At 68.7% G+C, this 13,534-nt stretch carries 12 protein-coding genes; 11 read left to right on the top strand and 1 reads right to left on the bottom strand.

Annotation, left to right across the window (positions count from 1 at the left end; genetic code table 11):
* The first annotated feature begins 297 nt into the window (after positions 1-297).
* From moeB to tadA, 10 genes are all read left to right on the top strand, one after another.
* A complete protein-coding gene (moeB, locus tag ACYVAK_RS09270) occupies positions 298-1,485 on the top strand; it encodes a molybdopterin-synthase adenylyltransferase MoeB (protein WP_461060538.1) in 1,188 nt (395 codons plus the stop codon).
* A gap of 31 nt (positions 1,486-1,516) precedes the next feature.
* A complete protein-coding gene (gene folD, locus ACYVAK_RS09265; protein WP_461060165.1) occupies positions 1,517-2,407 on the top strand; it encodes a bifunctional methylenetetrahydrofolate dehydrogenase/methenyltetrahydrofolate cyclohydrolase FolD in 891 nt (296 codons plus the stop codon).
* A 9-nt stretch (positions 2,408-2,416) separates the two neighbouring features.
* Entirely contained in the window at positions 2,417-3,310 is an 894-nt protein-coding gene (locus tag ACYVAK_RS09260; protein WP_461060163.1) for a TRAP transporter TatT component family protein, read from the top strand.
* A gap of 13 nt (positions 3,311-3,323) precedes the next feature.
* Positions 3,324-4,322 (top strand): TRAP transporter substrate-binding protein DctP, encoded by a 999-nt coding sequence (dctP, locus tag ACYVAK_RS09255; RefSeq protein WP_461060161.1) that lies wholly within the window; start codon positions 3,324-3,326, stop codon positions 4,320-4,322.
* Entirely contained in the window at positions 4,319-4,813 is a 495-nt protein-coding gene (locus ACYVAK_RS09250; protein WP_461060159.1) for a TRAP transporter small permease, read from the top strand. Before dctP ends, ACYVAK_RS09250 begins: the two co-directional genes overlap by 4 nt.
* The gene (locus ACYVAK_RS09245) at positions 4,810-6,105 is read left to right on the top strand and encodes a TRAP transporter large permease (protein WP_461060157.1); all 1,296 of its coding nucleotides are present in this window, start codon (positions 4,810-4,812) and stop codon (positions 6,103-6,105) included. Before ACYVAK_RS09250 ends, ACYVAK_RS09245 begins: the two co-directional genes overlap by 4 nt.
* A 31-nt stretch (positions 6,106-6,136) precedes the next feature.
* Positions 6,137-7,591, top strand: a complete 1,455-nt coding sequence (guaB, locus tag ACYVAK_RS09240) for an IMP dehydrogenase (protein ID WP_461060155.1) — start codon at positions 6,137-6,139, stop codon at positions 7,589-7,591.
* Between the two features lie 42 nt (positions 7,592-7,633).
* Positions 7,634-9,217, top strand: coding sequence for a glutamine-hydrolyzing GMP synthase (gene guaA, locus ACYVAK_RS09235; RefSeq protein WP_461060153.1), 1,584 nt, complete (start codon positions 7,634-7,636; stop codon positions 9,215-9,217).
* A gap of 171 nt (positions 9,218-9,388) precedes the next feature.
* Positions 9,389-11,734, top strand: coding sequence for a sensor domain-containing diguanylate cyclase (locus ACYVAK_RS09230; RefSeq protein ID WP_461060151.1), 2,346 nt, complete (start codon positions 9,389-9,391; stop codon positions 11,732-11,734).
* A gap of 88 nt (positions 11,735-11,822) precedes the next feature.
* Entirely contained in the window at positions 11,823-12,326 is a 504-nt protein-coding gene (gene tadA, locus ACYVAK_RS09225) for a tRNA adenosine(34) deaminase TadA (RefSeq protein ID WP_461060149.1), read from the top strand.
* 25 nt (positions 12,327-12,351) lie between these two features.
* Here the strand turns inward: tadA and ACYVAK_RS09220 are convergent, their stop codons facing one another.
* Positions 12,352-12,828: a DUF2721 domain-containing protein gene (locus tag ACYVAK_RS09220; RefSeq protein WP_461060147.1), complete on the bottom strand. Its 477-nt coding sequence runs from the start codon at positions 12,826-12,828 to the stop codon at positions 12,352-12,354.
* Positions 12,829-12,949: 121 nt separating this feature from the next.
* On the opposite strand from ACYVAK_RS09220, the gene orn reads away from it, so the two are divergent.
* Positions 12,950-13,519, top strand: a complete 570-nt coding sequence (gene orn / locus ACYVAK_RS09215; RefSeq protein WP_461060145.1) for an oligoribonuclease — start codon at positions 12,950-12,952, stop codon at positions 13,517-13,519.
* Positions 13,520-13,534 lie beyond the last annotated feature (15 nt).

The following is a 13,534-nucleotide window of genomic DNA, read 5'->3' as shown; positions in this document are numbered from 1 at the left end:
CTGTTGCTGGCCTTGTTGCAGGAAGCCGGCCTCGACCCCGTCGCTTGGCCGATCCTGCCCGGCGACCCGTCGCGTGCATCGGCATCCTTGGAAGATGCCGCACAGGCTTTTGACCTGGTCATCGCCTGTTGTGACGACGACGCCGAGGGCAACCTGCGCCTGTCCGCGCTCATCGACGGCGCAACGCTCGCTCCTTTTGGGAAGCGTGCCCCCCGGGCGTTGCTGCTGGTCCTCCCCAACGATCCTCGGCGCCTTGCTGACCTCTGGTCGGCGGCTGGCGCTCTCTTGATCGATGCGATGCAGGGCGTTACGGCGGCTCCTCCGCTGGAATGCGAGCCCGTCGAGGCCGTCGCGCGGATGGGCGCGGGCACCCGTCTCTATGACGTCCGAGAGCCCGACGAGCAGGCCACGGGCGCGCCGACGGATGCGTTGCCGCTGCCGCTCTCGCGCCTGGAGCAGGGCGAGGTCGAGCCCCCGGATCCGGACGCCCCACTGCTGCTGATCTGCGCCCGAGGCCAGCGCTCGTTGCGTGCCGCACGCTTGCTGCGCGAGCGCGGATTCATGGACGTGGCGAGCGTGCGCGGCGGCGTCGATGCGTGGCGTGCCGCCGGCCTGCCGATGGCCGTGCCCACCGGCCCCGGAACGATGCCGTCGTTGGATGCCGATGCGCTGGCGCGCTACGACAGGCACCTTCGCCTCGCGAGGGTGGGGCTGGAGGGGCAGCGGCGGTTGATGGGCTCGCGCGTGGTGGTGGTCGGGGCGGGCGGCCTCGGGTCTCCCGTGGCGTTCTACCTCGCCGCCGCGGGCATCGGAACGATCGTGCTGGTGGACGATGACCGCGTCGAGCGCAGCAACCTGCAGCGCCAGATCCTGCACACCGACGCGGCCGTCGGCGCGCCCAAAGTGGCGTCTGCCCGGGAACGCCTCCAGGCACTGAACCCTCGCGTCGCGGTGGAGGCCGTCGAGGCACGCCTGTCGCCTGAGAACGTCGATGCGCTGCTGCAGGGCGCCGATGTCGTCGTGGATGGCAGCGACAACTTCGCCACCCGTTACCTCGTCGATGCCGCCTGCCGTGAGCTGGGCATCCCCCTCGTGTATGGAGCGGTCGAGCGCTTCTCCGGTCAGGTCGCGGTGTTCGATGCCGGCCGTCATCGTGGCGTCGCACCGTGCTACCGCTGCCTGTTCCCCGAGCCGCCGGGCGCTGACGCCGCCCCGAACTGTGCGGAGGCCGGCGTTCTCGGCGTGCTGCCAGGGCTGGTCGGTCTCATGCAGGCGACCGAGGTCTTGAAGCTGCTGCTCGGGATCGGCGAGCCGCTGGTCGGCCGGCTGCTCACCGTCGACGCATTCGCGATGCGTTTCCGCGAGATCTCCTTCGCCGTCGACCCGGACTGCCCCGGCTGCGGTTCTGCCGCCGTTTTCGAAGGTTACGCCACGCTCGAGGCGTTCTGCGCGTCCCGCGAACGGCCCGAAGACGGCATGCGATAATCGCGGGCTCCCCAGCACGGACCAAACCCTGATGAGTGCGCGCCTGCTCGACGGCAAAGGCATCGCCGACCGTCTGCTCGATGACCTCGCCGCCCGCGTGCGGGCGCGGCTCGGCGCCGGCCATTCGCGCCCGGGCCTTGCGGTGGTCTTGGTCGGTGACGACGCTGCCTCGGCCGTCTATGTCCGCAACAAGCGTCGTGCCTGCCTGAAGGTGGGCATCGAGGCGCATGATTTCGACCTGCCCGCCGACACCAGCGACGCCGATCTGGTCGCCCTGATCGATCGCCTCAACGCCGATCCGGCCATCCACGGCATCCTGTTGCAGCTGCCGCTGCCCGGCGGCCGAGATGGCCGTGAGATCATCCAACGCATCGATCCCCGGAAGGACGTCGACGGTTTCCACCCGGAAAACGTCGGCCGCTTGGCCCTGCGGCAGTTCGGCCTGAGGCCTTGCACGCCGCGCGGCATCACCACCTTGCTCGGGTACACCGACCGCCCGGTGCGCGGCGCGAACGCCGTCGTCGTCGGCGTGAGCAACCATGTCGGTCGCCCGATGGTGCTCGAACTGATGATCGCTGGCTGCACCGTCACCGCTTGCCACAAATTCACGCCGCGTGACGTGTTGCGCCGGCAGATCGAGCAGGCCGACATTCTCGTCGTGGCCGTGGGTCGTCCTGGCATCGTCCCCGGGGAATGGGTGAAGCCCGGTGCGGTCGTCATCGACGTCGGCATCAACCGCATGGATGACGGTCGTCTCGTCGGCGATGTCGGCTTCGAGGCCGCGCGCGAGCGTGCCAGCTGGATCACCCCGGTACCCGGCGGCGTAGGGCCGATGACGGTTGCGACCCTGATGCAGAACACCCTCGAGGCCGCGGATGCCGCCGATCGCCCCGGTCACGAGCTCTACACCTTCGCCCGATAGGCTGGTGGCATGTCACGCCTGATCGCCCGCGCCGTCACTCCCGGGAAGCCGGCGGCTCACCTCGCCGTCCCCCTTCTCGCCGCGCTGCTCGCGGCCGGCTGCACGTCCATCGTCGACAAGGCGACGCAGCGATTCGCGGACAATCTCGGCAGTGCTGTGCTGAACGCCGACGATCCCGCCACCGTGCGCGATGGCCTTCCCGCCTACCTGCTCCTGCTGGACGGCCTGATCGAGGGCGATCCCGACAACGTGGGGACCCTGCTCGCAGCGGCCAACCTCAACGGCGCCTACGCTGGAAACTTCACGGGCCCCGACACGGCACGCGCCCAGCGGCTGGCCTCGAGGGCGCTCGCCTACGCCAAGCGTGCCACGTGCATCGAGGAAGCCGGGTTGTGCGCGACGCTCGAGGGTAATCCCGATGTCTTCGCAGAGGCCTTGGAAGGGGTTCCCGACGAACGCGTCGGGCTGATCTACGGCTTGGCGGCGGCTTGGGCGGGGCACATCCAGGCGAACCGGGATGATTGGGGGGCCGTGGCGGACCTGCCGAAGGTCGAGGCCTTGCTGCTGCGCGTCGTCGCCATCGATGCGAACCACGACGGCGGGCTGCCGCTGGTGTATCTCGGGGTGTTGAACTCACTGCGGCCCGCGGCGGTCGGGGGTAAGCCCGAGGTCGGCAAGGCTTACTTCCAGCAGGCGATCGATGCGTCGGAAGGGCGCAATCTTTACGCCAAGACGCTGATGGCCGAGTTCCACGCACGCCTCGTCTTCGACCAGTCGCTCCATGACCGGCTCCTCACCGAGGTCTTGGCAGCCGACCCGAAGGCCCCGCGCTACACGCTGATGAACACGCTGGCCCAAGTGCGCGCCAAGGCACTGCTGGAGTCCGGCAAGGACTACTTTTGAAGGACGCCCCCCGATGATCCGCCGTTTCCTCTTCCCTTTGCTGCTTTGGGCCCTCGCCCCGGCACTGCTGGCACAGACCCAGACGCTGCGATTGGCGACACTAGCGCCCGATGGCTCGCCCTGGATGCGCGAGCTCCGCGCCGCGGCCGACCAAGTGAAGGCCGAGACCGGCGGCCGCGTGGAGATCCGCTACTTCCCGGGCGGCGTGATGGGCAACGACCAAGCCGTGCTGCGCCGCATCCGGCAGGGCGGGCAGCTCCAGGGCGGTGTCCTCACTTCGAGCGAGTTGTCGCTCGTCTACCCCGACGCCCCCGTGTACACGCTCCCCTTTCTGTTCGCCAGCTGGGACGAGGTCGATCGCGTACGTGCTGCAGTCGATCCACTGCTGGCGGCGGGATTCGCCGAGCGCGGCTTCCACATGCTCGGCGCCTCGGGGGTGGGCTTCGCCTACCTGATGAGTACCAAGCCGATGGCCGGCGTCGAGGACGTCCGTCGGGCGAAGCTGTGGGTGCCGCAGAACGACGCCATCGCCGAGATGACCTTCCGCGAGGGCGGCGCCAGTCCGATCCCGCTGCCGATCGGCGATGTCTTCACGAGCCTGCAGACCGGCATGGTCGACATGGTGGCCAATACGCCGGCCGGCACCGTGGCGCTCCAGTGGCACGGCAGGCTGAAGACGCTCTATGACCTTCCGCTGGCCTATGTGGTCGGCTTCATCGTGGTCGACCGGCGTGCGTGGTCGCGCATTGCGCCTGAAGACCAGGCCGTCGTCGACCGCATCTTCAAGGCGGCGGCGGCACGCGTCGACCAGACCATCCGTCGCGATGACGTGGCTGCGCTCGAGGCCATGAAGAAGCAGGGCCTTGTTGTCGTCGCGCCGACGACCGCCGACGCCGACTACTTCCGCGAGGTCGGGCGGCGAGTGATCGCCCGCCTCGAGGCGGAGCAGGGCATCAGCCCGGCCGTCCTGGAGGCCATCCGCGACGCCAAGGCGACGGGCGGCCGGCCTTGAGCGACCCTGCGCTGCGGCGCATCTTGCGTGTGCTGCATCGTGGCGAGGACGCGGTGCTCGCCGCGGCCCTTGCGGGCCTGCTGCTGCTCGCGGTCGCCCAGATCGTACTGCGTGTCGGCTTCGATGAGGGCCTCGCCTGGGGGGAGGCCATCGGTCGCGCCGGGGTGCTCTGGTTGGCGATGCTCGGTGCCCTGGGGGCGGCGCGCGAGCAGCGCCACATCGCCGTGGATGCCATCCCGCGTCTTCTGCCCGATCCGGCATGGCGGGCCGTGCACGTGCTCACGCAGTTCGCCGCTGCAGCCCTCTGCAGTTGGGCGGCGTGGGTGGGGTGGGGCCTGATGGCATCCGAGCGCGAATTCCCACTGCCCTTCGTCGCCGGGATCGAAAGCTGGGTGCCGATGCTGGTGCTGCCCTTCGGTTTCGGACTGCTGGCCTTACGCTTCACGCTGTCCGCGTTCGCGCCCCGGCCCGTCGACGAGCCCGCACCATGAGCCTCGAGATTCAGATCGGGCTGTTGTTGCTCCTGGCGGCTTTGGGGATGCCGCTGTTCGCCGTCATCCTCGGTATCGCGCTGGTCGGCCTGCAGGCTGCCGGCTACGAGCAGGCGGCGCTGACGGAGTTCTACGGGCTCGGCGACATGCCGGGCCTGATGGCCATCCCGCTGTTCACCTTGGCCGGCTACCTGCTCAGCGAAAGCGGTGCGCCCAAGCGACTGGTGCGGCTCTCCGACGCGCTGCTCGGCAGCCTCCCTGGCGGCCTTGCCATCGTCGCAATCGTTGCCTGTGCGTTCTTCACGGCCTTCACAGGCGCCTCCGGCGTCACCGTGGTGGCGATGGGCGCGCTCCTGTATCCCGCGCTGAAGGCGGCAGGCTACCCGGACCGCTACAGCCTCGGTTTGGTGACGGCGGCAGGGAGTTTGGGCCTGTTGTTCGCGCCGTCGCTGCCCCTCATCCTCTACGGTTTCGTCGCGGCGCCGATCGCGACGAATCCGACGGTCTCCATCCCGGACCTTTTCCTCGCCGGCCTCCTGCCCGGAGCGCTGATGCTCGCCATGCTCGCCGCCCACGCGATGTGGGTGGGGCGGGGTGTTCCCGCAAGCAGCAGGGCCTTCGAACCCCGTGAGCTGTGGGCGGCGATCAAAGATGCGCGGTGGGAGCTGCCCTTGCCGGTGGTGGTGCTGGCCGCCATCTACCAGGGCGTGCTCGCGGTCAGCGAAGTAGCCGCGCTCACGGCCACGTACGTCTTGTTCGTGACCGTGGTGGTGCGGCGTGAACTCGCGCTGCGCCGGCTTCCGGGCGTGATGGCGGAGTCGATGCGCATGGTGGGCGCCATCCTGCTGATCCTCGGGGCTGCACGCGCCCTGTCCAACTGGTTCATCGACCAGGACGTGCCCGGCCGGCTCTATGCCCTTGTCAGCAACCATATCGACAGTCCGTTGGAATTCCTCCTGGTGCTGAACGTTTTCCTGCTGGTGGTGGGCATGCTGGTTGACATCTTCTCGGCCATCGTCATCCTGACGCCCCTCCTGATGCCCCTTGCGGTGCAGTTCGGCGTCCATCCCGCGCACCTCGGCGTCGTGATGCTGGCGAACTTGCAGTTGGGGTACTTCACGCCGCCGGTTGGTATGAACCTGTTCATCGCCGCCTATCGGTTCAAGGTGCCGGTGACGACCCTGGTGCGCGCCACGCTGCCTTTCCTTCTGCTCCTGGGGGCCTCCGTGCTGGTGATCACGTGGTGGCCGGCCCTGTCCCTGACCCTGCTGGAGGCCGGTGGAACCGGTTAGAATGTCGCGCTTCCCAGTTCCGGAGCAGTCCATGCTGCGCATCCAGGCGGAAGCCCTCACGTTCGACGACGTCTCCCTGATCCCGGCCCACTCGGCCGTGCTGCCCAAGGACGTCTCCCTCGCCACCCGCCTCACGCGTGGCCTCTCGCTGAACCTGCCGATCGTCGCCGCCGCCATGGACACCGTGTCCGAGGCGCGGCTCGCCATCGCCATGGCGCAGCTCGGCGGCATCGCCATCATCCACAAGAACATGAGCGCCGAGCGCCAGGCCGCCGAGGTCGCCGAGGTCAAGAAGTTCGAGGCCGGCGTGATCCGCGAGCCGTTCACCGTGACCCCGGGCACCAGCGTGGGCGAAGTGCTGAAGCTCACCGCCGCGCGCCGCATCTCCGGCGTGCCGGTGGTGGAGAACGGCCAGCTGGTGGGCATCGTCACCGGCCGCGACATGCGCTTCGAGACGCGCCTCGATGCCCCGGTGAGCAGCATCATGACCGGCAAGGACCGCCTCGTGACCGTGCGCGAAGGCGCCACGGACGAGGAGGTGCTTGCCAAGCTGCACCAGCACCGCATCGAGAAGGTGCTCGTGGTCGACGACGCGTTCGCGCTGCGCGGCCTGATCACCGTCAAGGACATCCAGAAGGCCCGCGACAACCCCAACGCCGCGAAGGATTCGAGCGAGCGCCTCGTCGTCGGCGCGGCCGTCGGCGTGGGCGGCGACACCGAAGCGCGCGTCGAGGCGCTGGTGGCGGCGGGCGTGGACGTCATCGTCGTCGATACCGCCCATGGCCATTCGCAGGGCGTGCTCGACCGCGTGGCTTGGGTGAAGAAGACTTTCCCGCACCTCCAGGTGATCGGCGGCAACATCGTGACCGGCGACGCCGCGCTGGCGCTCGAAGCGCACGGCGCCGACGCGGTGAAGGTCGGCGTGGGCCCCGGTTCGATCTGCACCACCCGCATCGTCGCCGGCGTGGGCGTGCCGCAGATCACCGCCGTGGGCATGGTCGCCGACGCGTTGAAGGGCCGCATCCCGCTGATCGCCGACGGCGGCATCCGCTACTCGGGCGACATCGCCAAGGCGATCGTGGCCGGCGCCTCCTGCATCATGATCGGCGGCCTGTTCGCCGGTACCGAGGAATCCCCGGGCGAGATCGAACTCTTCCAGGGCCGCAGCTACAAGAGCTACCGCGGTATGGGCAGCCTCGGCGCCATGCAGCAGGGCAGCAAGGACCGCTACTTCCAGGACGCCTCCGACGCCGACAAGCTGGTGCCGGAAGGCATCGAAGGCCGTGTGCCTTACCGCGGCCCGCTGGCCAATGTCGTGCACCAGCTCGCCGGCGGCCTGCGCGCCTCGATGGGCTACGTGGGCTGCGCCAGCATCGAGGAGATGCGCACCCGACCCAGCTTCGTCCGCGTGACCAACGCCGGCACCCGCGAGGCCCATGTGCACGACGTGCAGATCACCAAGGAACCGCCGAACTACCGGCAGTGATCCACGCCCCCACGCCCCGACTCCACTGAGGCCGCGCGCCGCATGACCGACATCCACAGCGACAAGATCCTGATCCTCGACTTCGGCGCGCAATACACGCAGCTGATCGCCCGCCGCGTCCGCGAGCTGGGCGTCTACTGCGAGATCTGGGCCTGGGACCACGATCCGGCTGAGATCGCCCGCTTCGCGCCGAAGGGCATCATCCTGTCGGGCGGCCCGGAATCGACGACCGAAGCCGGCTCGCCGCGCGCACCGCAGCAGGTCTTCGACCTTGGCGTGCCGCTGCTCGGCATCTGCTATGGCATGCAGACGATGGCCATGCAGCTCGGTGGGCTGGTGGAAGGCGGCCACGACCGCGAGTTCGGTTACGCGGAGGTGGAAGTCGCCTCGGCCTGCCGCCTGCTCGACGAGCAGAAGGACCACCCTGGCACGCCGCCGCGCATCGACGTGTGGATGAGCCACGGTGATCGCGTCACGCGCCTGCCCGAGGGCTTCAAGATCACTGCCCGCACGCACAGCGTGCCGATCGTCGCCATGGCCGACGAGGCCCGTCGCTACTACGGCGTGCAGTGGCACCCGGAAGTGACGCACACGAAGCAGGGTACCGAGCAGCTGCGCCGCTTCGTCGTCGACATCGCCGGCTGCGCCACCCTGTGGACGGCGGCCAATATCATCGAGGACCAGATCGCCCGCGTGCGCGCCCAGGTGGGCGACGACGAGGTGCTGCTGGGTCTCTCGGGCGGCGTCGATTCCTCCGTGGTGGCCGCGCTGCTGCACCGGGCCATCGGCGAGAAGCTGACCTGCGTCTTCGTCGACACCGGCCTGCTGCGCTGGAACGAAGGCGACCAGGTGATGGCGATGTTCGCCAACAATGCCGAGAAGGGCGGCATGGGCATCAAGGTCATCCGCGTGAACGCCGCCGAGCGCTTCTACGCCGAGCTGGCCGGTGTGCAGGACCCGGAGGCCAAGCGCAAGATCATCGGCCGCCTGTTCGTCGAGATCTTCGAGGAGGAATCGAAGAAGCTCACGAACGTGAAGTGGCTGGCGCAGGGCACGATCTACCCCGACGTCATCGAGTCGGCGGGCAGCAAGACCGGCAAGGCGCACGTGATCAAGAGCCACCACAACGTGGGTGGCCTGCCGGAGCGCATGCACCTCAAGCTGGTCGAGCCGCTTCGCGAGCTCTTCAAGGACGAGGTCCGCCGCATCGGCGTCGAACTCGGCCTGCCGCGCGAGATGGTGTTCCGCCATCCGTTCCCGGGCCCTGGCCTGGGCGTGCGCATCCTCGGCGAAGTGAAGCGGGAATACGCCGAAATCCTCGCCCGTGCCGATGCCATCTTCATCGAGGAGCTGCGCAAGGCCGGCTGGTACGACAAGACCTCGCAGGCCTTCGCGGTGTTCCTGCCGGTGAAGTCGGTCGGCGTGGTCGGCGACGCCCGCGCCTACGAGTGGGTGATCGCGCTGCGTGCGGTCGAGACCATCGACTTCATGACCGCGCACTGGGCGCACCTGCCGTACGAGCTGCTCGACGCGGTGGCCCGCCGTGTCGTCAACGAGTTGCGCGGCGTCAGCCGGGTGGTCTACGACATCTCCGGCAAGCCGCCCGCGACCATCGAATGGGAGTGAGCCGATCCGGCGGACGCCTGAATTGAAACAGGCGTCAATTCCGGACGTCGGTCACGACAGGGCGGTCGCCGCACCGGCGACGCTACGCGCCTGCGGGGCTCGGGTCCCGCGCGCTTCCGCTAGCTGCGAGGGGTGGTTCCGATGTCGTCGTCGGCAAACGTGGAACAATGGATGGGCGCCTTGCTCGCTTCTGGCGGCGATCGGCTGCCGCAGGCGCAGCGCGAGGAATTCCGGTCGCTGCTCAAGCATTTTGCCGGCCTGCTTTCGGGGGCGTTCGACGTCCCGATCTGCCTGATTTCCGGCTTCCGTGACGGCAGCCAGTGCATCGCCGGCGGCTGCGGCATCGACCCCGGAACGGCCTTTCCGGTCGAAGACAGTTTTTGTCGGCATCCCCTCGAGAGCGGCCAGCCCTTGGTGGTTCCCGACGCCGCCCTGGATCCGCGCTTCGCAGGAAATCCGCACGTCGTCGACGGCATCCGCCTGCGTTTCTACGCCGGTGTGCCGATTCCTGACGAGACCGGCGGCATCGCAGGGGTCTTGTGCCTGATCGATGGCCGACCCCGTGGCGACTTCACCGATCAGCAGCGACGGGCGCTGGTCGATGCGGCGAACTTGGTTGGCGCCTCGCTGCGGATGTTCGTCAAGCGCGATCTGGACGTCGCCGAGCGCCAGCTGTTCGTGAGTGGCCCGACAGCGGCCGTGGTCTGGGAGGTTGGCGAGGAGGATGTGAGGCTGCTGCATCGCAGTGGGAATCTCGGCCACATCCTCGGCGAGGAGCTGGCTCGTCGGCTCGATGCCGGCACGCCGTTCGATGCCCTCGTCCATGCCGAGGACCGGATCGACCTCGGCACCACGCTGCGTAGTCACCGCTCCACCGGGTTGGTGGCCTACGAGCAGAGTCTCCGGATTCACACGTCCGAGGGCGATATCCGTTGGCTCCGCCACGCCACTCGCCTGGCGCCCCGCGCTGGCAACGGAGAGACGAGGGTGTTCGGCTACCTCACGGACGAAACCCGCCAGAAGCGACTCGAGGCGATCGTCGCCGGCACGAAGGACCGCCTTGCGTTGGCGATCCAGTCCGCGAGGCTGGGCACGTGGGATCTCGACATCCGGACGCAGGTCCGCGTCCTGAATCCGCGTGCCGCCGAAATCATTGGTTTCCCTCTCGATGAGGTCGATACCCACCAGAGTTTCTGGCTGGATCGCGTCCATCCGGCAGACCGCGCGACGCTCGACGAGCTGATCGCAGCGGAGAGCAGGCCGGATAGCGTGACGTCCATCGAGTACCGGGTCCGTCATCGACTCGGCCACTATGTCTGGGTGCAGTCTTTCGGCAAGGTCGTCGAATTCAACACGAGTGGGAGACCGGTGCGCGCCGTCGGGACCCTCACCGACATCACGGAGCGGAAGGAGGAGGAGGCGCAGCGTGCGCGCCAGCGCGGGCTGCTCGACGTGCTCAACCGGGCCCATTCGGGTTTCCTGCTGACCCGGGATCTCCATGACGCCTGCGAGAGCCTGTTCGAGCCGTTGCTCAAGCTGACGGAAAGCCGCTTCGGCTTCATCGGCATCATGCGCGAGGGGAATGACGGTCGCCCCTTCCTTCTGGTTCCCACGATCTCGAACATCAGCTGGGACGAAGGCAGTCGCGCGCTGCACGAGAGCCATCGTGACCGCGGGGTGGGCCTGCGTTTCACGAACCTCGATAACCTCTTCGGGCACGTCGTGGTGGCGGATACGGTGGTATGTACCAATGATCCAACCGCGCATCCGGCCAGCCGCGGGTTCCCGGCGGGCCATCCCCGGTTGAACAGCTTCCTCGGCCTGCCCATGCGTTTCGACGGACGCGTGATGGGCATGATCGCGCTTGGCAACCGCCCCGAGGGCTACGACGCTTCATGGGTGGCACTGCTGGAGCCACTGGCATCGACCCTCGGTGCGCTGGTGCATGCCCGCGATCTTGATGATGCCCGTCGCCGCGCGGAGCAGTCTCTCGAGTTGAGGGCGAACACCGATGCCCTCACCGGGCTCCCCAACCGCCAGGCCTTCGTTGAGCGCTGTCTTTCCGCTCTTCGCGCCAACGAGGGCGGTTCCCTCCCTCTGCATGTCGCGATCATCGACCTCGATCACTTCAAATCGATCAACGACACGTGCGGCCATGCCGCGGGTGATGCCACGCTTCGCCACTTCGCCGAGATCGCACGCCGCTCGATCCGGGAGGACGACATGGTCGCCCGTATCGGTGGCGAGGAATTCGGCCTCTTGTTGCGGTGTGGTTCCGGCGACGAGGCAGCGTCGTCGCTGCATCGGCTGCGTGACGCGCTGGCGGGAACGCTTGTTCCATGGGACGTGGAAGGCATCCGGGTGACGTTCAGTGCGGGCATCGCCGAGTGCCCGCCGGGTTCCCTGGACCTCGACGCATCGATGGCTGGCGCCGACCGGGCGCTCTATGAGGCCAAGTCGCAAGGTCGGGATGCGATCCGCGTCGCCCGCCCCGCACCCGTCGCCCCCACCCGGTAGGGACGACGATCCGCGGTCTGGGCCGGACTCCGTCGCCAGGCGGTATCCTTCGCGGCCGAGCATGCCCAACGCGTTGGTTTCCCGCGCCATGTCCCCCGATTCCGAGCAAGCCGCCGTTGACCTCGGCTGGATGGCACAGGCCCTGAAGGTCGCCGAGCGGTCACGTCGGGAGGACGACGAGGTGCCGGTCGGTGCCGTGCTCGTCGCCGCCGACGGCACGCTGCTGGCCGAAGGGGGCAACCGGAACATCACCGAACACGACCCGACCGCGCATGCGGAGATCGTGGCGATGCGCCGGGCCGGGCAGGCCTTGGGGAACCACCGGCTGCTCGGCGCCACGCTCTACGTGACGCTCGAACCTTGCGCGATGTGCGCCATGGCCATGGTCCACGCCCGGATTGCGCGCGTGGTCTATGCGGCAGCCGACCCCAAAACCGGTGCGGCCGGGAGCGTGTTCAACCTTCTGGCCGATCCGCGCCACAACCACCGCGTGACGGTCGCGGGTGGCGTGCTGGCCGAGGAGGCCTCGGCGATGCTGACGGGTTATTTCCGCGCCAAGCGCGTCAAGCCTGCGCGCCCGCCGCGGGATTGAGTCGGCCCCTAGGCGGCTCGGATCCTCAGCGTCCCCCGGGACGCCGCCGGGCGAGGGCCGTGTCGAGCTCCGCGTCGAGGCTGTGGACGGCGAGGCTGACTTCCCGCCCCATGGCCAGGGCCGCACCAAGCAGCCCGCCCATGCCGATCAGGGCGAGCGCCGTCGCCAGCAGGCCGAGCCGCGGGTCGACGAGCGCGGTGGCGGCGAGGGCCAGGCTGGTGCCGATGAAGCAGCCGAGCGCGAGATAGAGCATCCAACAGGCCCGGAGGACCAAGGCCGCGCGGCGCCGGTGCTCGTGGATCTGGCGCTGGTTCTCCGCTAGGGGAGGGGCCTCGCCGTGCGGCTCGCCCTCGCCGAGCACCAAGAGGCGCAGCCTGTCGACGACGCGGGCGAGTCGTGCGTTGGCGGAGATCAGAAGCGATCCCGTCGCCGCCATGAGCAGCGCGGGCGCCAGCATGGCGCTGATGACCGTGGGATGGGCGAGACCGTCGTTGAGGGGCATGGGTTCTCCTCGTCCCGGTGATCATCGCGTAGCCGGGATGGGCTGACAAACGGCGTAAATCGCTGGTCGTGCGGCGCGGCCCCGCCGGGGAGGTGCGCGGCGGAATCGATACACTCCGCCGATGACCATGCCCGAACGCGACGACACCCGCCTGATCTGGATCGACCTCGAGATGACGGGCCTGGACCCGTCGTCGGATTCGATCCTGGAGATCGCCACGATCGTGACCGACCGTGAGCTCAACGTGCTCGCCGAGGGGCCGTCGCTGGCCGTGCGCCACGACCTCGCGGCGCTCGAGGCGATGGACGAGTGGAACCGCGGCACGCACCGGAGATCGGGGCTTTGGGACCGAGTGCTGTCGAGCCCCCATTCCCTCGCCGAGGCGGAGGCCCTGACCTGCGACTTCCTGTCCCGATGGATCGATGCCGGCAAGTCGCCCATGTGCGGCAACTCGATCTGTCAGGACCGCCGCTTCCTCGTCCGCTTGATGCCCCGCCTCGAGCGCTGGTTCCACTACCGCAACCTCGACGTCTCGACCGTCAAGGAGCTGGCGCGGCGCTGGGCCCCGGCGGTACTCGATGGCATGCAGAAACAAGGTGCGCACACGGCGTTGGCCGATGCCCGCGAGTCGATCGAGGAACTCAGGCACTATCGGCGGCACATGGGCGCGCTCGGCGGTCAGGCCGGCTGATCGCAAGCCGTTCGC

The sequence above is a fragment of the Silanimonas algicola genome (genome assembly GCF_054777375.1).
Note: the sequence above shows the minus strand (reverse complement) of the source record. Positions and strands in the feature narration are given on the sequence as shown.

Bases quoted from the DNA above. Each gene is read 5' to 3' on its own strand.
- moeB (WP_461060538.1), top strand. From the start codon at position 298: ATGCAGGGCGTTACGGCGGCTCCTCCGCTGGAATGCGAGCCCGTCGAG.
- folD (WP_461060165.1), top strand. From the start codon at position 1,517: ATGAGTGCGCGCCTGCTCGACGGCAAAGGCATCGCCGACCGTCTGCTC.
- ACYVAK_RS09260 (WP_461060163.1), top strand. From the start codon at position 2,417: ATGTCACGCCTGATCGCCCGCGCCGTCACTCCCGGGAAGCCGGCGGCT.
- dctP (WP_461060161.1), top strand. From the start codon at position 3,324: ATGATCCGCCGTTTCCTCTTCCCTTTGCTGCTTTGGGCCCTCGCCCCG.
- ACYVAK_RS09245 (WP_461060157.1), top strand. From the start codon at position 4,810: ATGAGCCTCGAGATTCAGATCGGGCTGTTGTTGCTCCTGGCGGCTTTG.
- guaB (WP_461060155.1), top strand. From the start codon at position 6,137: ATGCTGCGCATCCAGGCGGAAGCCCTCACGTTCGACGACGTCTCCCTG.
- guaA (WP_461060153.1), top strand. From the start codon at position 7,634: ATGACCGACATCCACAGCGACAAGATCCTGATCCTCGACTTCGGCGCG.
- ACYVAK_RS09230 (WP_461060151.1), top strand. From the start codon at position 9,389: ATGGGCGCCTTGCTCGCTTCTGGCGGCGATCGGCTGCCGCAGGCGCAG.
- tadA (WP_461060149.1), top strand. From the start codon at position 11,823: ATGTCCCCCGATTCCGAGCAAGCCGCCGTTGACCTCGGCTGGATGGCA.
- ACYVAK_RS09220 (WP_461060147.1), bottom strand. From the start codon at position 12,828: ATGCCCCTCAACGACGGTCTCGCCCATCCCACGGTCATCAGCGCCATG.
- orn (WP_461060145.1), top strand. From the start codon at position 12,950: ATGACCATGCCCGAACGCGACGACACCCGCCTGATCTGGATCGACCTC.